Origin of the sequence: Rhizobium sp. CF080 (assembly GCF_000282095.2) — a bacterium.
In the GTDB taxonomy this organism is placed as follows: domain Bacteria; phylum Pseudomonadota; class Alphaproteobacteria; order Rhizobiales; family Rhizobiaceae; genus Neorhizobium.
In genome coordinates this window covers 1-20,826 of record NZ_AKKC02000003.1, presented here as the reverse complement: position 1 = coordinate 20,826, position 20,826 = coordinate 1, and the positions used below count along the sequence as shown (strand labels likewise).

Below are 20,826 nucleotides of genomic sequence, written 5' to 3'. Positions count from 1 at the left end.
CCGCGAGGATGGGAAATAGAGAGCAGTCCGGATATTGCAAATGACTGACTGAAATCTATTGCTCACTTCCTGCGGATTGACACATGTTCCGGCTCTAGCGAGCCCAGCCTGAATGAAACCTGAACGGAAGCAGGTCTTTGATAATGCGGTGAATTTTCAACCCGGCACGATAGCCGGGCCGAAACGTCTTGCGGGTATCGAAGACGGCGAAATTTAATCGGCAAGGGTTACCTTCCAGGGGTCTCACTGCTATTCATCGCAGACGCGAGGGCGATCTCGTCTTGCCCGCGACCAAACCAATCGAACTTTCGGTGTTTGAGCGATGACGATTAAGTTTTCCAATGACATGGCAGACGTGGTGGCCACCCGCCGCTACCTTCATCAATATCCGGAGCTTGGCCTCTCGGAATTCAACACGTCCGACTTCGTCGCCAGGCAGCTTGCCGACCTCGGATACGAAGTCACCCGCGGCCTCGGCCAGACGGGTGTGGTCGCCACCTTGAAGAACGGCAGCAGCGGCCGGTCGATCGGCATCCGGGCCGACATGGACGCGCTGCCGATCGAGGAGGAAACCGGTGCGGAATATGCCAGCAGGAACAAGGGGCTGATGCATGCCTGCGGCCATGACGGCCACACCGCCATGCTGCTGGGTGCCGCCAGGATCCTTGCCGAAAGGCGGAACTTCGATGGCACGATCCACCTGATCTTCCAGCCGGCGGAGGAGAATTTCGGCGGCGCCAGGCTGATGATCGAGGACGGTCTTTTCGAACGCTTCCCGTGCAGTGCCGTCTTCGGCCTGCACAACGACCCCAGCCTGCCCTTCGGCCAGATCGGCGTGAAGGAAGGCCCGATGATGGCGGCCGTCGACGAATGCCGCATCACGGTCAACGGTCGCGGCGGCCATGGCGCCGAACCCCAGGACACATCGGACCCGATCGTCTGCGGCGCCAGCATCATCATGGCGCTGCAGACGATCGCCTCGCGCAACATCCATCCGCTCGACCAGATGGTCATCACTGTCGGTGCCTTCCATGCCGGAATGGCCAGCAACGTCATTCCGGAGCGGGCGGAAATGCTGCTCACCATCCGCTCCTTCGACCCGGACGTCCGCGACGAGCTGGAAAGGCGCATCCGGATGGTCGCCGAAGGCCAGGCCGCCAGCTACGGCATGGGCGTCACGCTCGACTACAAGCGCGGTTACGAGGCAACCATCAACCACAAGGCGGAAACGGATTTCGTCCGCGACCTCGCCAGGCGGGTGATCGGCGAAGACAAGGTGATCGACCTGCCGCGCCCGTCCATGGGTGCCGAAGACTTCGCCTATATGCTGGCGGAGCGCCCGGGCACCTATTTCCTGCTCGGCACCAGGCGCACCGACAACGACCCGCCGCTGCACCACCCCCGTTTCGACTTCAACGACGACGCGCTGCCGATCGGAACGAGTTTCTGGGTGGAGCTTGCCGAAGCCTATCTTCCGCCGAGATAGGCCTTTAAACAAAAACACCTCCCGAACGGCAAAGCGCGGGAGGTGTTTTCGGTCTTGGGAGGACCAAGCCCGAATTTGAAAAGGCGAAGCTTGAAAGCCTCAGGGGAAAAGGCCGAGCGTCACGGCGCCGACAAAGATGAAGGCTGCCGTTACCAGGGCTGTATTCGCCGCCCATTGCCATTTGCCCGCAAAGCTGCGAGCTGGGAAAGACCGTGTCTGATGCTCGATGTGACGCATGGATGTCTCCCGGGTTCTGGTTCCGCCCTTTTCGAGCGTTGTCCCTATGCTAGCTTATCTCTACCAACCCGATAGAGATAATGTTCCAAGCACCCACCGGTTCCGTAGAAAATCCTTTTTTCTTAACGGCGCTTCCGGGCAGTTAACGGTTTATTATGCCTCAGGGTCTTCAGAGCGCCTCAGGCGCCAAAACGATCCAGCGCCATGCGGAAAATGTCCGGGTCGATATTGCCGCCCGAGCAGACCGCAATCACCGTCTCGCCCAGCGTTTCGCCATGGAAGAGAGCGGCCGCCAATGCCACAGCCCCACCGGGTTCGACGACGATCTTCAGCCGGCTGAAGGCAAGCGCCACCGCATGCAGCGCTTCGTCGTCGGTCACCACAAGGCCCGCGCCGCAGAGCTTCGACATGATCGGGAAGGTGATGTTGCCGGGCTGCGGCGTAACGATGGCATCGCAGAGCGAGCCGCCCTGGGTTGCATTGCGCTCGATCTTTCCGGATGCCAGCGAACGCGTCACGTCTTCAAAGCCTTTCGGCTCGCAAGGGTGTACGACAAAGCCGGGCGCCTTGGCGTTCAACGCCAGCGCGACGCCGGAAATGAAGCCACCGCCCCCCGTGGGCACCAGCACGTCGGCCTTCTCGATGCGCTCTTCCCTGGCCTGTTCGGCGATTTCGAGCCCGGTCGTGCCCTGGCCGGCAATCACCAGCGGTTCGTCGAACGGCTTGATCAGCGTCAGGCCGCGCTCCTGCGACAGCCGCGCGCCGATCACATCGCGATCCTCGTTGAGGCGGTCATAGAGCACGACCTCTGCGCCATAGGCGCGGGTATTCTCGATCTTGATGCGCGGCGCATCGGACGGCATGATGATCACGCTCGGAATACCGTGCATCTTCGCCGCCAGCGCCACGCCCTGGGCATGGTTGCCCGATGAAAAGGCGATCACGCCCTTGGCGCGAACATCCGGCGACAGCGCCGAGATTGCCGACCAGGCACCGCGAAACTTGAACGACCCCGTATGCTGCAGGCATTCCGGCTTCACGAAGATGCGCCGCCCGGCGATTTCATCGAGGAATGGCGAGGATAGGAGCGGGGTGCGGCGTACGTGACCATCGAGACGGGCACGGGCGGCTTCGATCATGGCGATATCGGTCATGCGGGGAATTCCATTCGGAAAGACGGGTGGTGAGGCCGCAAACCTATCGATGCTTTCCGTTTCGGTAAAGACCGGGAAAGGACAGGCTCATCCGGCTTCCGCTTCCTGAGAAAACGGCAGCGAACCCAGTTTCACCACCGCCTTGATCGGCAGGTGGTCGGAAGCGAGCCGCGCAAGCGGGCTGTCATGGGTTTCGACGGCATCGATCAACCCGGGCCGGTTCGCCATGATGCGGTCGAGCGCCAGCACAGGCAGGCGCGACGGGAAACTCGGCACCGCCGCGGGCAGGCCGAAGACGGTCGCCAGCGTGTTCAGGGAGGAACGGTCGCCAAGCCGCCATTCGTTGAGATCGCCCATGAGCACGGTCGGCTGCTCGTCACGCGATCGCAGAATGTCGAGGATCATGCGGGCCTGCTGCTGCCGCGAGCGGTTGAGGAGGCCGAGATGCGCGGCAATGATGCGAAATGCGCTGCCGTCCTTGAGTTCCAGTTCGGTGATCAAAGCGCCCCGCGGTTCGAGCCCAGGCAGCTTGACCTGATGGACGTCGCGGACGAGGCCTTCACGAAAGAAGATTACGTTGCCATGCCAGCCATGTGCCCTGGCGACACCCGAGACGGGCACCGGAAACAGCCCCGTCTCACGCTCCATCCACGCAAGGTCGAGGAGGCCACGCCGCTCGCCGAACCGGGAATCCGCCTCCTGCAGCGCGATCACATCGGCGCCGATCTCTCGGATCACGTGGCTCGTGCGAGCGGGATCGAACCTGCCGTCGATGCCCACGCATTTGTGCACGTTGTAGGAGGCGATCAGCATGCCGTGCCCGCGCTCACGGCCCTCATGCGTTCCGGCACCGCGGTTCCTTCGAGCCCGGATCGAAGCCAGAATGCTTTTCGGAAGATTTGGGCGTTTTTCCCGCATGGTTCTTTTTGCTATTCGCCGATCATCAAAATTATAGGGCACCGTACCCGTCTATCCAGAAACTAGAGATAGGGCGAGCCCAGCCAAAGCACGCGCTCGATGAGGCGCACGGGGAAGGGCCTTGCCATCAACCCGTCGAGCGTCACTTCGGTTGCGGAAGAAATAGCCAGATCTATCCTCCGTTCCAAGGCTTCCGCGAAAGGGCAATCCAGAACTTCGAGATCAACCTCGAAATTGAGCCGAAGCGATCGTGGATCGAGGTTCGATGACCCAACATAGGCCCAGCGCCCGTCGATCACCAGAAGCTTGGAATGATTGAACGGGCCGGACGCCCGCCAGATGCGGCAGTAGTTCTTCAGCATCTGGTCGAACTGCGCAGTCATCGCCCTATCGACCAGAACCAGATTGTTGGCGGTCGGCACGACGATGTCGACTTCCACCCCTCGCCGGGCGGCGGTAATGAGGGCGGTGATCAGTTCGCGGTCCGGCAGGAAATAGGGCGACACGATCCGGATCGAGGAGCGCGCCACGGAAAACGCGCCCATCAGCATCTTGTGGTTCGTCTCGACGCTGCGGTCGGGCCCGGAGGAGACGGCGCGCATGACGACCGGCGAACCGGCCTCCGTCTCCGGCGGCTGCAGCGCCCAGGCCTCGCCGTCCAGCGCCTCGTCGGCCGAAAATCGCCAATCCGCCGCAGCAATCGCAAAGAGGTCGGCGATGATCGGCCCGGTCACCTTGAAGTGGGTGTCGAACGAGCATTTGTCGCCGCTGATCTCGCTCGAGAAACCTTCGCGGATGTTCATGCCGCCGGTAAATGCCACCAGGCCATCGATAACCAGGATCTTTCGGTGGGTGCGCAGGTTCGCATAGGGCAGCCTGAGGCCCATGATGACGTTGCCGTTGAAGACATCGACGGTGACACCCCCGTCTCTGAGCATGCCCAGCACGCTCGGCACGGAGTACCGGGCGCCAACCGCATCGATCAGCACGCGAACCTCGACGCCGCGCTTGACCGCGGCGATCAGTGCATCCGCGAACCGGATGCCGATCCGGTCCCGGTCGAAGATATAGGTTTCGAGGATAAGGCTGCGCTGCGCTGCGCCAATCGCCCTCAGCATCGCGCCATAGGCTTCGTCGCCGGTATCGAGCGCGACGATCGTATTGCCGGTGGTCAGCCGGTGGCGCGTCACCCGGTCGCCGAGCGTCTTCATCGCCCGGAACCGCTGCCCGAATTCCCCGATGACCATGTCGTTGGTCGCGTCGTAGGAAACGACATGCGCCCGGATTTCCCCCTGCAGCAACGCCCGCCGATCGCTGATGACGGCGCGGCGGATACGGTTTACCCCTGCCACAAGGTAAAGCAGCGCGCCGATGATGGGAGACAGAACGATGACACCGACCCAGCCGATCGCGGAGCGGACCTCTTCCTTGGTCATCGCCGCGTGAATCGCAGCGGCAGCCCCCATCAGGACCGACAAAACGAAGAGGATATGCGGCCAATAGGGTTCGATGAGATCCAGCATGGCGAGCAATATAGGCGTGCTCGCGTCAAGAGCAATCGGAGCCGCACCAATAGGTTAGCGCGGCTCCGGGATGTTTCAGACAGCCAGTTGCTTCTCGAAGACCTCGAGCGAAGCTTCGAACGTGTCGAAGATCGTGTCGATCTGTTGCTCGTTGATGATCATCGGCGGGCAGAGCGCCAGCGAGTCGCCGATGGCCCGCGAGATCAGGCCCTTTTCGAGCATGATCGCCAGCAGCTTGGGACCGAGCTGGCCGGCTGCGAAACCGTCTCGCGGCTTCAGCTCAAGGGCGCCGATGAGGCCGACGCCGCGCGCTTCGATCGCCAGTGGATGGCTTTCCAGCGCCTTCAGCCGGCCCTGGAACTTCGGCGCCAGCGCCCGCACATTGCCGACGAGGTCGCGTTCTTCGATGATCGCCAGGTTTTCCAGCGCAACGGCAGCAGCGACGGGATGACCGGCCGCCGTCACGCCATGGCCGAACGTGCCGATCTTCGCCGATTCGTCGGCGAGCGGGCCATAGACGTTCTCGTTGATCAGCAGCGCCGAGATCGGCTGGTAGGACGACGAAAGCTGCTTCGACAGCGTCATGATATCCGGCTGCAGCGCGTAGGTCGTGGTCCCGAACATCTCGCCGGTGCGCCCGAAACCGCAGATCACCTCGTCGGCGATCAGCAGGATGTCGTATTTCTTGAGCACCTTCTGGATCGCATCCCAGTAGCCGGCCGGCGGCACGATGACACCGCCCGCGCCCATGACCGGCTCGCCAATGAAAGCGGCGACGGTTTCCGGGCCTTCCTTGAGGATCAGGTCTTCGAGATCCTTGGCGCAGCGCTCGACGAAACCCGCCTCCGTCTCGTTTTCCTGTTTGAAGGCACGGTAATGCGGGCAGGTCGTGTGAAAGACGCCGGCGAGCGGCAGATCGAATGACCTGTGATTGTTCGGCAGGCCGGTCAGGCTGGCGCTGGCGATCGTCACCCCGTGATAGCCCTTGATGCGGGAAATAATCTTCTTCTTTTCCGGCTTGCCCAGCGCGTTCGAACGATACCAGACCATCTTCATGGCGGTGTCATTGGCTTCGGACCCGGAATTGGTGAAATAGGCCTTCGACATCGGCACCGGCGCCATCTGGATCAGCTTTTCGGCAAGATCGATCGACGGGCCGTGACTGCGGAGGGTGAAAGTATGGTAATAGGGAAGCTTCGCCATCTGCTTCGCGGCCGCTTCGACGAGCCGGCTTTCGCCGAAACCGACGCCGACGCTCCAGAGCCCGGCCATGCCCTCGATATATTTGTTGCCGTTCACGTCGTAGACATAGATGCCCTCGCCACGATCGATCACCAGCGATCCGTCGCGCTCCAGCGCGCGGGCATTGGTATAGGAGTGGAGCTGGTAAGCCTTGTCCCGGGCTTCGATGGAATTGGGCTGAATAGTCACGAAGGACCTCCTGTGAGACACGCAACGGTCTATGAATTCCATAAGCGGAAACGGCGATGTTGGACAGCCCAAATCGCCGTTTTCAGAGAGGCCAACCGTTCAAAATAGTTGACGCGTCGATCAGTTTATTTGGTTATTTCAGCGTCATCGCCGCAACCGGAGGTTCGGCGCCCGCCGGAATGGGGCTCTTGTAGTCCTCTCCCTTGCGCCGCTTCTTGAGATCGGCCCAGGCCGCCTCGCGAAGCTGATCGCTTGTCATGGCGGCAAGACCGGTCGCGGCCATCGCCTTGGCGGCCGAGACCATGCCCTTGTGGGCGAGCGGACTCTTGCCTTGCGCCACCACCTGCCAGGTGTGGAGCTGCGTGCCAACCGCAAGCGTCGCGCCATAAGCCTGCACCGTCGGCACGACCCAGCTCACATCGCCGACGTCGGTCGAGCCGCCCATCTGGCGGTTCTCCTTGTGCGGCGGCAGGATGAAGTCGGCAAGCGGAATGTCCCGCTGCTCCAGGCGTTCCTGGTTCCAGCTGGCCGCGATATCTTCCGGGGTCAGCGTGGCGCGGATCTTTTCCGCAAAGGCGATATCGGCCGCGTCGAAGGGCGGCGGACCCATGCTCTCCCAGACATCCTGCATCGCGTCCATCAAGGGCGTGTTGACGACGAGATTGGAGACGCCGGCCAGGATCGTGCTCTCGACCTTGGTCTCGGTCATCAGCGCCGCACCCTCTGCAACCTTCTTGACCCGCTCGATCAGAGTGAAAAGCCCCGGCAGGTCGGCGGAACGGACGACGTAGCGCACCTTGGCATGCGCCTGCACGACATTCGGCGAGATGCCGCCGCTGTCCAGAACCGCATAATGAATGCGGCTTTCGGACGGAATGTGCTCGCGCATATAATTGACACCGACGCTCATCAGCTCGACGGCATCGAGCGCGCTGCGGCCGAGTTCCGGCACGGCGGATGCATGCGCGGCGCGGCCGGTGAACGTAAAGTCGATCCGGCAGTTGGCAAGCGAGGTTTCCCGCTGCACGCCGGCAAAATTGCTCGGGTGCCAGCTGATCGCAATATCGACATCCTCGAAGGCACCGGCCCGCACCATGAAGGCCTTTGCAGCGCCACCTTCCTCTGCCGGGCAGCCGTAATAGCGCACGCGGCCCGGGGTGCCGGTCTTTTCGAGCCAGTCCTTGAGCGCAGTCGCCGCAAGCAGCGATGCGGAGCCGAGAAGATTGTGGCCGCAACCATGACCGTTGGCGCCGGGGATCATCGGGTCGTGCTGCGCGAGGCCGGCCTTCTGGCTGAGGCCCGCGAGCGCATCATATTCGCCGAGGAAGGCGATCACCGGGCCGCCTTCACCCGCCTCGCCGATCAGCGCGGTCGGAATGCCGGCGACGTTCGCGGTGATCCTGAAGCCCTGCGCCTCAAGCATCTCGCGGTGCGCGGCAGCGGAAAGCGTCTCCATGTAGCAGGTTTCCGGCGTCTCCCAAACGCGGTCCGCGAGTTCCGTGAAGACCTCTTTCTTGCGGTCGATGAAATCCCAAACGAGCGGGAGATTGGAATTGCCTGTCGTCATGAAACCGTTGCCTCGATACATCTATGCTGGTCGGAAGACCCGAACCGTACCCAATTCTCAGCCGATGGCAATGCGGCATTGCAGCAGAAATCAGCACTGTGGAGAGATTGGACGGAAGGAATGGGGATGTGACCAGAGCGCGAATGTTAACATCTCGACAACGGGATCATAATCGCTATGCTCGCGCCCCACGGCCCGCAGGCAAATCTAAGGTAAGGACCGAAAACAATAAAAATGGACCGGGATTTTGCCAATTTTGTGGAAAAATTTCTAAAAAATAAAGTGGGCGTGAAATCCGATACGGCGGGAGGCTGTTGATCGGAATCAAAGAACAAGAGGGACATGCGCGGCTTGAAGGCCGGAGCGGACCCGCCAGGAGAAACGCATTTTGAAGGCCGGCCGCAGCGAAATATCGCCGGCCAGGAGGTGGACACAAAAATACCAGTCGTTGGGCGCGAAAGCGCACCATTCCAACTGAAGACATCAACCGGGCACGGCACATAAGCCGGCCACAGGTCATTGGGAGATCCATATGAAATACAAACTCACCCTTGCCGCAGCGCTGCTGTCGGCAACGTTCTTCGCAAGCGCAGCCAGCGCCAAGACCTTCGTATATTGCTCGGAAGGTTCTCCGGAAGGCTTCGATCCCGGCATCTATACCGCCGGCACGACCTTCGACGCTTCGGCACATCCGATCTACAACCGCTTGCTCGAGTTCAAGCCGGGCACGACCCAGCCGGAAGCAGCCCTTGCCCAGAGCTGGGAGATTTCCGCTGACGGCACCGTCTACACTTTCAAGCTGCGCCCGAACGTCAAGTTTCAGACGACCGACTTCTTCAAGCCGACCCGCAACCTGAACGCCGACGACGTCGTCTTCTCGCTCGGCCGCCAGATCGACGAGAAGAACGCCTGGAACAAGTACATTTCCGGCGCGACCTGGGAATATGCCGATGGCATGGGCTTTCCGAAGCTCATCAAGTCGATCGAGAAGGTCGACGACCTGACCGTCAAGGTCACGCTCAACCGTCCGGAAGCACCGTTCCTCGCCAACGTCGCCATGCCGTTCGCGTCGATCCTGTCGAAGGAATATGCCGACAGCCTCGAGAAGGCCAGCAAGAAGGAACAGCTGAACCAGATGCCGGTCGGCACCGGTCCGTTCACCTTCGTCGGCTACCAGCAGGACGCCGTCATCCGCTACAAGAAGAACGCCGATTTCTGGGGCCCGGCTCCGAAGATCGACGACCTCGTCTTCGCCATCACCACCGACGCCGCCGTTCGTTACCAGAAGCTCAAGGCCGGCGAATGCCACCTGATGCCCTATCCGAACGCCGCCGACGTGAAGGCCATGAAGGCTGATCCGAATCTCCAGGTTCTGGAGCAGGAAGGCCTGAACGTCGCCTACCTCGCCTACAACACGACCAAGGCTCCGTTCGACAAGCTGGAAGTCCGCAAGGCGCTGAACAAGGCGATCAACAAGAAGGCGATCGTCGACGCCGTCTTCCAGGGCATGGCGACACCCGCCGTCAACCCGATCCCGCCGACCATGTGGTCTTACAGCAAGGCGACCCAGGACGACACCTACGACCTCGAAGCGGCCAAGAAGATGCTCGCCGACGCAGGCGTCAAGGACCTTTCCATGAAGGTCTGGGCGATGCCGGTTTCGCGTCCCTACATGCTGAACGCCCGCCGCGCGGCCGAAATCATCCAGGACGATTTTGCCAAGATCGGGGTCAAGGTCGAGATCGTTTCTTTCGAATGGGCTGAATACCTGCAGCGTTCGAAGGACAAGAACCGCGATGGCGCCGCCATCATGGGCTGGACCGGCGACAACGGCGATCCGGACAACTTCCTTGATACGCTGCTCGGTTGCGACGCCGTCGGCGGCAACAACCGCGCTCAGTGGTGCAACAAGGAGTTCGACGACCTGGTGAAGAAGGCCAAGGTCGTCTCCGACCAGGCCGAGCGCACCAAGCTCTACGAACAGGCTCAGGCGATCTTCAAGAAGGACGCTCCCTGGGCAACCATCGACCACTCCCTCGCCGTCGTCCCGATGCGCAAGGGCGTGACCGGCTTTACCCAGAGCCCGCTCGGCGACTTCACCTTCGAAGCTGTCGATATCGCCCAGTAATTTCTGCTTCGCGACGATTTTGCCGCGGGACGCGTTGCGTTTCCCGCGGCATTTTCTTATGAGACGCCAAAATTTTGGCGAAGACGCCACGATTGCCGTCTTCGTGGCTTGACAAAACCGTGAATCGGCCACGAACCAAAAACCACGAAGGTTTCGAATGTTTGGCTTCCTGTTGCGGCGTATCGCCGTGTTGATCCCGACTTTCATCGGGGTCTCGATCATTGCGTTTTCATTTATCCGACTTCTGCCGGGTGATCCGGTTGCGCTTCTTTCGGGCGAACGCGTCATGTCGCCGGAGCGGCATGCCCAGATCAGCGCCCAGCTCGGCATGGACCGGCCGCTGATCGTCCAGTATTTCGATTATCTCGGCGGCGTGCTGACCGGCGATTTCGGATCGTCTATCGTTTCCAAGAAACCGATCCTCGAGCAGTTCTGGGCGCTGTTTCCAGCGACCGTGGAGCTTTCCTTCTGTGCCATCGTCATCGCCGTCGCTCTCGGCATTCCGGCCGGCGTGATCGCCGCGATCAAGCGCGGCTCGATCTTCGACCAGGGGCTGATGGGCATTGCGCTTGTCGGTTATTCGATGCCGATCTTCTGGTGGGGCCTGCTGCTGATCATCCTCTTCTCCGGCACCCTGCAATGGTTCCCGGTTTCCGGCCGCATCTCGCTGATGTTCTTCTTTCCGCCGGTCACGGGCTTCATGCTGATCGATTCGCTGCTCTCGGGACAGAAGGGCGCCTTCGCCTCGGCGATCAGCCATCTTGCGCTGCCGTCGATCGTGCTCGCGACCATTCCGCTCGCCGTCATCGCCCGCCAGACGCGTTCCGCCATGCTGGAAGTGCTCTCGGAAGATTACGTCCGCACCGCCCGCGCCAAGGGCCTTTCGCCCTTCCGCGTCGTCGGCATCCATGCGCTGCGCAACGCCATGATCCCGGTCATCACCACGATCGGCCTGCAGATCGGCGTCATGCTCGCCGGCGCCATCCTGACCGAGACGATCTTCTCCTGGCCGGGCATCGGCAAGTGGATGGTCGACAGCGTCTTCCGCCGCGACTACGCCGTCATCCAGGGCGGCCTGCTCCTGATCGCGGCCATCATCATGTTCGTCAATCTCATCGTTGATCTGCTCTACGGGCTGATCAATCCCAGAATCCGACATTGATCCGGCACCAAGAAGGAGAAAATCCCATGGCCGACACCACTGTTACCAAGACCGCCGAGCCGGTTTCCAGCGCCGCGATGCGCCGCCAGATGCTCCGCGAGTTCTGGTTCTACTTTTCCGAAAACCGCGGCGCCGTTCTGGGGCTCATCATTTTCGTCGCCCTCGTCATCGTGGCGATCTTCGCGTCGCTCATCGCCCCGCATTCGCCGTTCGAGCAGTATCGTGATTTCGCTCTGCTTCCGCCGGCCTGGGCCGAGGGCGGCAACCCGTCCTATCTGCTCGGCACCGATCCTGTCGGCCGCGATATCCTGTCCCGCCTGATCTACGGCGCGCAGTATTCGCTGTTCATCGGCGTCTTCGTGACGACGCTGTCGCTCACCGGCGGCATCATCGTCGGCCTGATCGCCGGTTATTACCGCGGTTGGATCGATACGGTCATCATGCGCCTGATGGACATCATCCTTGCCTTCCCGTCGCTGCTGCTCGCCCTCGTGCTCGTCGCGATCCTCGGGCCCAGCCTCACCAACGGCATGATCGCCATCGCGCTCACCCTGCAGCCGCATTTCGTGCGCCTCACCCGCGCCGCCGTGATGGCCGAAAAGAGCCGCGACTACGTGACCGCGGCCCGGCTTGCCGGGGCCGGTCCCATTCGCCTGATGTTCCGCACCATCCTGCCGAACTGTACCGCGCCGCTGATCGTCCAGGCGACGCTTTCCTTCTCGAACGCCATCCTCGATGCGGCCGCCCTCGGCTTCCTCGGCATGGGCGCCCAGCCGCCGGCACCGGAATGGGGCACGATGCTTGCCGAAGCGCGTGAATTCATCCTGCGCGCCTGGTGGGTCGTCACCTTCCCCGGCGTCGCCATTCTCGTCACCGTTCTCGCCATCAACCTGATGGGCGACGGCCTGCGCGATGCGCTCGACCCGAAACTGAAGAGGTCCTGATCATGGCGCTTCTGCAAATCGATAACCTCACCGTCGAATTCGAAACCGCCACCGGCTGGTTCCGCGCCGTCGACGGCGTCTCCATCTCGGTCGAAAAGGCCGAGGTCCTGGCAATCGTCGGCGAATCCGGCTCCGGCAAGTCCGTCGCCATGCTCGCCGTCATGGGCCTTCTCCCCTGGACTGCCAAGATCACCGCCGACCGCATGCTCTTCGAAGGCCGCGACATCCAGAACATCAGCCCGGCCGAGCGCCGCAAGCTGATCGGCAAGGATATCGCGATGATCTTCCAGGAGCCGGTCGCCAGCCTCAACCCGTGCTTCACGGTCGGCTTCCAGATCGAGGAAGTGCTGCGCATCCATCTCGGCCTCGACGCAAAAGCCCGCCGCGCCCGCGCCATCGAGCTGTTCAGCCAGGTCGGCCTGCCCAACCCGGAAGAACGGCTGAACCATTTTCCGCACCAGATGTCCGGCGGCCAGTGCCAGCGCGTGATGATCGCCATCGCGATCGCCTGCAATCCGAAGCTTTTGATCGCCGACGAGCCGACCACCGCGCTCGACGTGACGATCCAGAAGCAGATCCTCGACCTGATCATGGCGCTGCAGGCGAAAAACGGCATGGGCCTGATCATGATCACCCATGACATGGGCGTCGTCGCCGAGACCGCCGACCGCGTCGTCGTGCAGTACAAGGGCCGCAAGATGGAGGAAGCCGACGTGCTCTCCCTCTTCGAAAACCCGAAGAGCAACTATACCAAGGCGCTGCTGGCGGCGCTGCCGGAAAACGCCACCGGCGACCGCCTCACCACCGTTTCCGCCTTCTTCGAGGGCAATCCGGAACCCGCACCCGGGGTAAGCGCATGAGCGAGACAATGACCGACAACACCATGCTCGAAGTGCGCAACATCAAGCGCGATTACGAACTGCCGGGCGGCCTCTTCAAGCCGAAGAAGATCATCCATGCGGTGAAGGGCGTTTCCTTCAAGCTGGAACGCGGCAAGACGCTGGCGATCGTCGGCGAAAGCGGCTGCGGCAAGTCCACCCTTGCACGCATGCTGACCTTCATCGACGAACCCACCGGCGGCGAGCTGCTGATCGACAACAAGATTGTCGACACCCGCCCCGGCCACCTGACCCAGGACATGCGCCAGAAGGTGCAGATCGTCTTCCAGAATCCCTACGGCTCGCTCAATCCGCGCCAGAAGATCGGCGACGTGCTCGGCGAGCCGCTTGCGATCAACACCGACATGTCGGCTGCCGAACGCCGCGACCGCGCCAGCGAAATGCTGACGAAGGTCGGCCTCGGCCCGGAACACTATAACCGCTATCCGCACATGTTCTCCGGCGGCCAGCGCCAGCGCATCGCGATTGCCCGCGCGCTGATGATGAACCCGAAGCTGCTGGTCCTCGATGAGCCGGTTTCGGCCCTTGACCTCTCGGTCCAGGCCCAGGTGCTGAACCTGCTCGCCGACCTGCAGGACGAGTTCAACCTCACCTACGTCTTCATCAGCCACGACCTGTCGGTGGTGCGCTACATCGCCGACGAGGTGATGGTGATGTATTTCGGCGAGGCGGTGGAATACGGCACCCGCAACGAGGTGTTTTCCGACCCGAAGCATGACTATACGCGCACGCTTTTCAAGGCGACGCCGAAGGCGGACATCGAGTCGATCCGTGCCCGCGTCGAAAAGAAAAAGGCGGCAGCGGCAGCCTGAGCTCCCTTCGAAGCGACCGCATCACGCTTTCCGAAAAGCCGATTTTGGGGCGTTGAACGGGTGCGGCTGTTGGGCGATTTGAGAGAGATCGTGCCGTGAGGCACCCCCCTCTGTCCTGCCGGGCATCTCCCCCTCAAGGGGGGAGATCGAAGGAGGCGTGCTCAGCGGTCCCTTTCTAATTTGTGGAGGGCAGGAAGCCGGCAGGGAGTGGAATTCGGCAATTTCAAGGTTTTTGGTCGGGCAGAACCTTGCTTCTGGCCGATCTCCCCCCTTGAGGGGGAGATGTCCGGCAGGACAGAGGGGGGTATTGCGGGGTACGCCTTCCAACGCTGTCTTTCCATGCTTGCCCGTGGATAATTCGTCGCCGCTTCCCAGCATTTCCAATGGCTTGATTGCGTCATCATCCACGCCCTCCAGCCTTCCGCCTACAATTGCCCCGCTTCCGTCGCCGGAGTGTTTCGCGAGACGTTCGCGGGCAGGCGAGAGCCGGCGCTTTCACCCAAACCGTAACGTGCGGGGATGGTGGAAGAGGTGAAAGCCATGGGCGGGTGTCGGGCAACCGGCTCTTGCCCTATCAAGCCTCCCCCTGGCCGCCGGGCCGGGTTCGGTCGAGCCGTGCAAGTGGCAAGGTTTCCCGAAAGGAGACCGCGAACAAAGCCACGCAGCGAGGCGAGGTGATCACCTGTAGGGGAGGGACACCCCGAAAAGACGCCGAAGGCCACGCGAATGCGGAGCCACATACTAAAACAAACTGAGGTTCCGCATTCGTGTGGGCTCTCCGATCTTTGACAGAGCCACGGCAGGTAACTGCGCGGGCTCCAAAGTGTTGGCCGAAAGCGCGCGAACGCTTGAACGCCTTCCTCGCGGAAGCTCCAACATTTCTATTCCACGAAAACTCGAACGCTGGCGGCGCGGCCGGCGGCGTCGATCACCGTCAGCGTCGAATAACCCGCGCCATCCGGCGTCCATTCACTGGTCCGGCGACGGGACAGTTCGCTGAGCGGCTTGCCGTTGGCCAGCCAGCGGAACGGTGCGCGGCCGCCCTGCAGCTTCAGGACCAGCGGCGAAATATCGCCCGATTGCGCCCCGAGATCGACGCGCGCGCCTTCCGGCGGATAGACGATCTGCGGCGCCGGCTCGCGCGTCGAGGCGGAAATGAGCCCGCTCGCCGTCATCGAGAACCGCCGCTGGCTGATCGGCAGCTCGGGCTGTGCAATGCGGACGGCACCCGATGGTGCCGATGGCAGAGGCGTGATCGGTACGCCGGATTTCGCAAACGCCTCGAACAGGATCGGCGCCGCCGTCTGATAGCCGGCAATGCCCGGCACCGCGCCATTGTCCGGCCGACCGACCCAGACGCCCAGCACATAACGCCCGTCGAACCCGACCGACCAGGCATCGCGATAGCCGTAGCTCGTGCCGGTCTTGTAGGCGATGCCGAGACGACGGCTGCCCTGCGGCGGCAGCACGTCCGAGAGAATATCGGCGACGTTCCACACTGCCTGCGGCTCGAGCAGCGGCTCGCCATCGATCATCCCCGGCTGATCCTCGATGCCATTGCCGATCCGCATCGGATTGCCGCGATTGGCGAGCGCCGCATAGGCCTGCACCAAATCCTTGAGCGTGATGCCGACGCCGCCGAGGCCGATCGCCAGACCCGGCGCCTCATTGGCCGGCAGGACCGGCCGCACATCCGCCCGGCGGAAGCGGATCATCAGCCGCGAGGGGCCGACCGCATCCAGCAACCGCACCGCGGGCACGTTGAGCGACAGTTGCAGGGCCTGCCGGACGCTGACATCACCCTGATAGGTCATGTCGAAATTTTTCGGCCGGTAACCGAAGAAATCCGCCGGCCGGTCTTCGATGATCGTCTCCTGGGACACCAGCCCCTGCTCGAAGGCGAGCCCGTAGATGAACGGCTTCAGCGTCGAGCCCGGCGAACGGTTGACCCGCGTCATGTCCACCCAGCCGGACCGGCTCGCATCGAAATAATCGGCCGAGCCGACCTCGCCGACGATCGCGCCGGTGGTGATATCTGCCATCACCATGGCGACCGAAACCTTCGGGCTGAGCTTGACCGAAGCTTCCCGGGCGACCTGTTCCAGCCCCTGCTGAATGCTGCGCTTCAGCGTCGTCCGGTGCTGCTCGATCTTCGGCTGCTTGCGGATCGCCGCTTCGGCGAGATGCGCCGCATAAGCCGGCAGTTGCAGCCGGCGCGTCGGAATGCCGTCCCCTGCCGCCCGCTCAGCCTCGCCATCGCCGGTCACTGCGGCGACGGCCGAGCGCATCAGCACCCGTTCCCGCGCCGCCTTCGCTATCTTGAAATGCCGGTCCGGCCGCCGGCCTTCCGGCGATTGCGGCAGGGCGACGAGAAGCGCTGCTTCCGCAATGGTCAGCCGTCGTGGCTCCTTGCCGAAATAGGCAAGGCTCGCGGCCCGCACGCCCTCAAGATTGCCGCCATAGGGCGCACGCGTCAGGTAAAGTTCGAGAATCTCTTTCTTCGACAGCCGACGCTCGATCTGTATCGCGCGCACCACCTGCCGGAGTTTTGCCGTCAGGGAACGGCTTTCGCGGGGTTCGATCAGCCGCGCCACCTGCATCGACAGTGTCGAAGCGCCGGAAACGACATGGCCATTGGTAACAAGCTGCAGCACGGCACGGCCGAGCGCCCACAGATCGACGCCCGCATGCTCGTAGAAACGCTGGTCCTCATAGGCGACCAGCATTTTCAGGAAGCGCGGATCGACATTCTCGACCGCCGTGCGAAGCCGCCAGCGGCCTTCGGGCGTCGCAAACGCGCGCAGCAGTTCGCCATCCGCATCCAGCACTTCGGCGGAAACCACCCGCGCCCTTTCGAGCGGCGGCGGATAGGCTTTGTCGGCGGCATCGAGGCCGACGATCAGCCCCGCCGCGACGACGAGGGCGACCACCAGACCGATCGAAAGTTTCCACCTGAGCTTCATCGGAACGAGCTGCCGCTTATTGGGCGGCCAGCACCTCCATCTTGCCGGTTGCGGTACGGGCCGAGAACTGCGGACGATACATGTCCTCGACCTGCGCAGCCGGATGATCATAGACACCGGGCGTCACGGCACGGACCACATAGGCAAGCGTGATCTCGCGGTTGTCGCCGGCGCTCCGGTCGAAAGCCGCGACGAAACGGTCGTTGCGGAACTCGGTATGGGCCGCCTGCACTTCTTCGATCCAGTCGAAGTTGGCAAGGCTCGCGCTGTTAACAATGCTCGGATTGTCGATCTCGAAACCGGCCGGCAGAAGGTCGGTGACGACGATGCGCGACGGCCAGCTGTTGCTTTCGGTGATCGTGATCACCGCGACATAACGCTGGTTCTGCTGCGCCTCACTGACATTCGTCTCCTCGCCATCCATCGAATAGTAGGTGCGGCTGATCTGGAAACCGTCGCCACCTGCCGGCAGCGGCTGGGCAGGTGCCGCGACCGTGGTGATCGAGGCCGACAGCGGATCGGCGCTGTTGTTCTTGACGGTCAGCGGATGACCGATCAGCGCATCGCCGGTCATCTGCGACATCAGCGTGCCGCGATGATCGGCACCGTTGACCTGCAGGCGCAAGCCGTCGTCGCCGTTCTGCAGCGCGCGAGCGGCGAGCAGCACCCAGGTCTGTTCCTGGGTGCTGGTATATTTCTTCTGCCCCCATTCCTTGGCGACGATGGTGGCGAGCGCCGGGACGATCGGCGGCACCGGCCGGCTTTCGGCGGCAAGCGCCAGAACCGCGGCACCGTCACGCAGCGACGAGCCGTAATCCGACCGCGACAGGCTCACCCGGCGGATCTGCGCATCTTCCGACATCTGCAGCGAGGCCGCAAAAATATTCCGGGACCGCTGGGCATCGCCGTAGAGCGCCAAAGCCGCAGCGATATGCGCCTTGGCGAGCGGCGTCGGGAAGTCGTTCAGCATCGTGTCGGCGTAATAACGCAGGTCGCTGATCGCGGCCTTGCGGTTGCGGGCCAGCACATAGAGCGCATAGGCGATCTCGTTGCCCTGATCCTTGACGTTGTTGGTGAAGCCGAGCGAGTTCTGCAGGCTGTCGAGGGCCTGGACGAGCGCCTGTTCCGGCACGTCGTAACCCTGCTCGCGGGCGCGGCTGAGGAAGTCGCTCACATAGGAATCGAGCCACAGATCGCCGCCGCCCGGGCCCCATAGGCCGAAACTGCCGGCGGAGGACTGGTAGGACAGCACGCGATAGATCGCATCCTGCACCCGCTTCTTGACTTCCGTATCGTCCGCAAGGCCGTTCTGCACCGCCATCTGGCTGAGATAGAGAAGCGGCAAGGCGCGGCTGGTCGTCTGCTCGGCGCAGCCATAGGGATACCGGCTGAGGCTCATCAGCAGTGCCGGGATGTCGAAGGCGGTCGAACGGCTGACATTCACGCTGATCGAGGCGCCCGGCAGGATGCTGTCGGCGAGCAGGTTGGCATCGACCGTGACGCTGGCGCCCGGCTTCAGCTGCACAAGCCGCTGCTGGGTGATCGGCATCGCAGCCGGTCGCACCGGAATGTCGAGGACCTGGTCCAGCGACATGCCCGACGCATTCGAAAGGCGGATCGAGATCGACCCGTCGCCCGGCTCGACACCGCGAAGCGCGAGCGTGACATCCGATTTGCCGCCGGCTGCGAGCATGATCTTTCCGGTCCCCTTCTGATCGACCGCAACCGGCTTGTTAGTCGTGATGGCAAGCTGGTAATCGCCGGCCGGCGCATCGGTGTTGGCGATATCGAGCCTGAGATTGGTCTGGTCGCCGGGGGCAAGGAAGCGCGGCAGGCTGGCGGTGATCACGACTGGGTCGCGGATCACCACATCCTTGACGCCATGTCCGACGCCGGTCTTCGACCAGGCGACCGCCATGACGCGCGCCGTGCCGTTGAACTGCGGAATGTCGAAGGAAACATTCGCCTTGCCCTGCGCATCCAGCTTTACAGGACCCGAGAAGAAGGCGATCAGCTTTTCCTTGGGCGGGCTGCTCTGCAGCGCCGTGCTGCCGCCATCGCCGCCGGTGCGCAACCGCCCGGTGGCTCCGAGCGAACCATCGATCAGACGGCCATAGAGGTCGCGGATTTCAAGGCCGAGGCGGCGCTGGCCGAAATACCAGTCGTCCGGTGCCGGAGGCTGGTATCGTGTGAGATTGAGGATGCCCACATCCACCGCAGCGACGGTGACATAGGCGTCCTGGTTGGCGCCCGCTCCCGCAACCTGCAGCGAGATATTCAGCGGCTGGCGCGGCAGCGTCTTTTCAGGCGCGGTGATCGACACCTGCAGATCGCGGCTTTCCGGATCGACCTTCAGCCAGGTGACGCCGATGGCGCGCATCGGCATGCGGCTTTCCTGCGCCTGGCCGGGACGGTAGAGCGTCGCGGTGACATAGGAACCGGCGCCCCAAGCGGCAGTGACGGGAATATCCACCTCGCCACCATCAGCGCCGATGCTCGCGGTCTTGACCGCTATCAGGCTCTCGGAACCGGACGTGATCATCAGCTCGCCGGCATAACGCGACGAGACCTTGAGCTTGGCCGTCTCGCCGACCTTGTAGCTCTGCTTGTCCAGCGCGATTTCCAGCGCGTCCGGAGTTTCGGTCGAGGTCGCGGTCACGAACCAGCCGGCATCGAATTCGACGCTGGAGGTGGGTCCGCCGATATCGGCGGTTTCGACCTCGAGCCGGTAGCGGCCCCACTTGACCGGAACGGAAACCTTGCCGCCATCCACCGTGACATTCACCGTGCCATTGGCAGCCTGGCTGGTGCGGGTCACCGGCTCATACCGCCAGGACGAACCGTCACGGTACCATTGGTAATCGCGGTCGATCTTGATCAGCTTCCAGGGCAGGTTCTGGATAGCCTGCTTCTTGCCGGCGGCGTCCACCATGATCACGGTGAAATTGCCGACCGAGTTCTCGCCGAGATCGCCGGAGAATTCCGGCTTGATGCCGATCCGCGCACCTTCCGCCTTGACCGGAAGGGTGATCGAACGCTCGATGGCGCGGCCGCCCGCCTCCTGCATGCGCACCACGATATCGGCATTCACCAGTTGTGTCGTCGAAGGCGCTTCGGCAACGGTCGCGTCGAAGGTTGCCTTGCCGTCGTCGTCGAGCGGTTCGAGTTCCTCCAGCGGAATACGGACCGCTTCGCTTGCCTCTTCGTCGACGAGGCCGAACTGGTAGCCCGGGAAGGCCGGGTTTTCGCGCGTCGTCTTCAGCGCGATCTCGCCTTCGAGATTGAGGCCCGCGGCAGGCGCCCCATAAAGATAACGGCCGTCGATATTGACCGGCACCGGCTCCCCGACCGCGATTTCCTTGGCATCGCTGGTCATGTCGAACTCGATGCGATCCGGCACGAAGTCATCGACGAGGAAGGTCTTTTCGCCGATCGCCGAACCCTTGGGATCGGTGAAGATCTGCATCGTCCAGGTGCCGCGCATGGAGGTGGCAAGCAGCGGCAGGTCGAGCGTGTAACCGCCGAGCGAGCCGTTGTTGACCATGCGCCGATCCTCGACGCCATCGGGGCGCAGGAAAACGAAGGTGAGCGGCAGGTTCTCG

The 20,826-nt window shown here is 62.7% G+C and carries 14 protein-coding genes; 6 read left to right on the top strand and 8 right to left on the bottom strand.

Annotated elements, in window-relative coordinates:
- Positions 1-322: 322 nt before the first annotated feature.
- Positions 323-1,486, top strand: a complete 1,164-nt coding sequence (locus PMI07_RS06610; protein WP_024163624.1) for a M20 aminoacylase family protein — start codon at positions 323-325, stop codon at positions 1,484-1,486.
- Between the two features lie 99 nt (positions 1,487-1,585).
- Here the strand turns inward: PMI07_RS06610 and PMI07_RS34760 are convergent, their stop codons facing one another.
- The 6 genes from PMI07_RS34760 to PMI07_RS06585 all read right to left on the bottom strand — a co-directional run bounded on the left by PMI07_RS34760 (position 1,586) and on the right by PMI07_RS06585 (position 8,316).
- A complete protein-coding gene (locus PMI07_RS34760) occupies positions 1,586-1,723 on the bottom strand; it encodes a hypothetical protein (RefSeq protein ID WP_007758468.1) in 138 nt (45 codons plus the stop codon).
- A gap of 179 nt (positions 1,724-1,902) precedes the next feature.
- Complete coding sequence (locus PMI07_RS06605; RefSeq protein ID WP_007758467.1) at positions 1,903-2,877, bottom strand: threonine/serine dehydratase; 975 nt, start codon at positions 2,875-2,877, stop codon at positions 1,903-1,905.
- 87 nt (positions 2,878-2,964) lie between these two features.
- Entirely contained in the window at positions 2,965-3,795 is an 831-nt protein-coding gene (locus tag PMI07_RS06600; RefSeq protein WP_037085814.1) for an endonuclease/exonuclease/phosphatase family protein, read from the bottom strand.
- 62 nt (positions 3,796-3,857) lie between these two features.
- Entirely contained in the window at positions 3,858-5,318 is a 1,461-nt protein-coding gene (locus tag PMI07_RS06595; RefSeq protein WP_007758464.1) for a phosphatidylserine/phosphatidylglycerophosphate/cardiolipin synthase family protein, read from the bottom strand.
- Positions 5,319-5,393: 75 nt separating this feature from the next.
- Positions 5,394-6,749 carry an aspartate aminotransferase family protein gene (locus PMI07_RS06590; protein ID WP_007758462.1) on the bottom strand — a complete coding sequence of 452 codons (1,356 nt, stop codon included), beginning with the start codon at positions 6,747-6,749 and terminating at the stop codon, positions 5,394-5,396.
- A 133-nt stretch (positions 6,750-6,882) separates the two neighbouring features.
- Positions 6,883-8,316: a M20 family metallopeptidase gene (locus PMI07_RS06585; RefSeq protein WP_007758460.1), complete on the bottom strand. Its 1,434-nt coding sequence runs from the start codon at positions 8,314-8,316 to the stop codon at positions 6,883-6,885.
- A 532-nt stretch (positions 8,317-8,848) separates the two neighbouring features.
- Here PMI07_RS06585 and PMI07_RS06580 point away from each other — a divergent pair.
- From PMI07_RS06580 to PMI07_RS06560, 5 genes are all read left to right on the top strand, one after another.
- A complete protein-coding gene (locus PMI07_RS06580; protein WP_007758458.1) occupies positions 8,849-10,444 on the top strand; it encodes an ABC transporter substrate-binding protein in 1,596 nt (531 codons plus the stop codon).
- A gap of 157 nt (positions 10,445-10,601) precedes the next feature.
- Positions 10,602-11,606, top strand: a complete 1,005-nt coding sequence (locus PMI07_RS06575; RefSeq protein WP_007758456.1) for an ABC transporter permease subunit — start codon at positions 10,602-10,604, stop codon at positions 11,604-11,606.
- Positions 11,607-11,632: 26 nt separating this feature from the next.
- Positions 11,633-12,550 (top strand): ABC transporter permease subunit, encoded by a 918-nt coding sequence (locus tag PMI07_RS06570; RefSeq protein WP_007758455.1) that lies wholly within the window; start codon positions 11,633-11,635, stop codon positions 12,548-12,550.
- Between the two features lie 2 nt (positions 12,551-12,552).
- Positions 12,553-13,410: an ABC transporter ATP-binding protein gene (locus tag PMI07_RS06565; RefSeq protein WP_024163623.1), complete on the top strand. Its 858-nt coding sequence runs from the start codon at positions 12,553-12,555 to the stop codon at positions 13,408-13,410.
- On the top strand, positions 13,407-14,261 hold the full coding sequence (locus PMI07_RS06560; protein ID WP_245277108.1) for a dipeptide ABC transporter ATP-binding protein: 855 nt from the start codon (positions 13,407-13,409) through the stop codon (positions 14,259-14,261). The genes PMI07_RS06565 and PMI07_RS06560 overlap by 4 nt, the downstream gene beginning before the upstream one ends.
- A gap of 881 nt (positions 14,262-15,142) precedes the next feature.
- Here PMI07_RS06560 and pbpC read toward each other — a convergent pair.
- Entirely contained in the window at positions 15,143-17,224 is a 2,082-nt protein-coding gene (gene pbpC, locus PMI07_RS06555) for a penicillin-binding protein 1C (RefSeq protein ID WP_024163621.1), read from the bottom strand.
- A gap of 16 nt (positions 17,225-17,240) precedes the next feature.
- Positions 17,241-20,826 (bottom strand): alpha-2-macroglobulin (locus tag PMI07_RS06550; protein WP_024163620.1); only part of this gene is annotated, 3,586 nt, incomplete at its 5' end.

Excerpts from the sequence above, each read along its gene's own strand:
- PMI07_RS06610 (WP_024163624.1), top strand. The coding sequence starts at position 323 with ATGACGATTAAGTTTTCCAATGACATGGCAGACGTGGTGGCCACCCGC.
- PMI07_RS34760 (WP_007758468.1), bottom strand. The coding sequence starts at position 1,723 with ATGCGTCACATCGAGCATCAGACACGGTCTTTCCCAGCTCGCAGCTTT.
- PMI07_RS06605 (WP_007758467.1), bottom strand. The coding sequence starts at position 2,877 with ATGACCGATATCGCCATGATCGAAGCCGCCCGTGCCCGTCTCGATGGT.
- PMI07_RS06600 (WP_037085814.1), bottom strand. The coding sequence starts at position 3,795 with ATGCGGGAAAAACGCCCAAATCTTCCGAAAAGCATTCTGGCTTCGATC.
- PMI07_RS06595 (WP_007758464.1), bottom strand. The coding sequence starts at position 5,318 with ATGCTGGATCTCATCGAACCCTATTGGCCGCATATCCTCTTCGTTTTG.
- PMI07_RS06585 (WP_007758460.1), bottom strand. The coding sequence starts at position 8,316 with ATGACGACAGGCAATTCCAATCTCCCGCTCGTTTGGGATTTCATCGAC.
- PMI07_RS06580 (WP_007758458.1), top strand. The coding sequence starts at position 8,849 with ATGAAATACAAACTCACCCTTGCCGCAGCGCTGCTGTCGGCAACGTTC.
- PMI07_RS06575 (WP_007758456.1), top strand. The coding sequence starts at position 10,602 with ATGTTTGGCTTCCTGTTGCGGCGTATCGCCGTGTTGATCCCGACTTTC.
- PMI07_RS06570 (WP_007758455.1), top strand. The coding sequence starts at position 11,633 with ATGGCCGACACCACTGTTACCAAGACCGCCGAGCCGGTTTCCAGCGCC.
- PMI07_RS06565 (WP_024163623.1), top strand. The coding sequence starts at position 12,553 with ATGGCGCTTCTGCAAATCGATAACCTCACCGTCGAATTCGAAACCGCC.
- PMI07_RS06560 (WP_245277108.1), top strand. The coding sequence starts at position 13,407 with ATGAGCGAGACAATGACCGACAACACCATGCTCGAAGTGCGCAACATC.
- pbpC (WP_024163621.1), bottom strand. The coding sequence starts at position 17,224 with ATGAAGCTCAGGTGGAAACTTTCGATCGGTCTGGTGGTCGCCCTCGTC.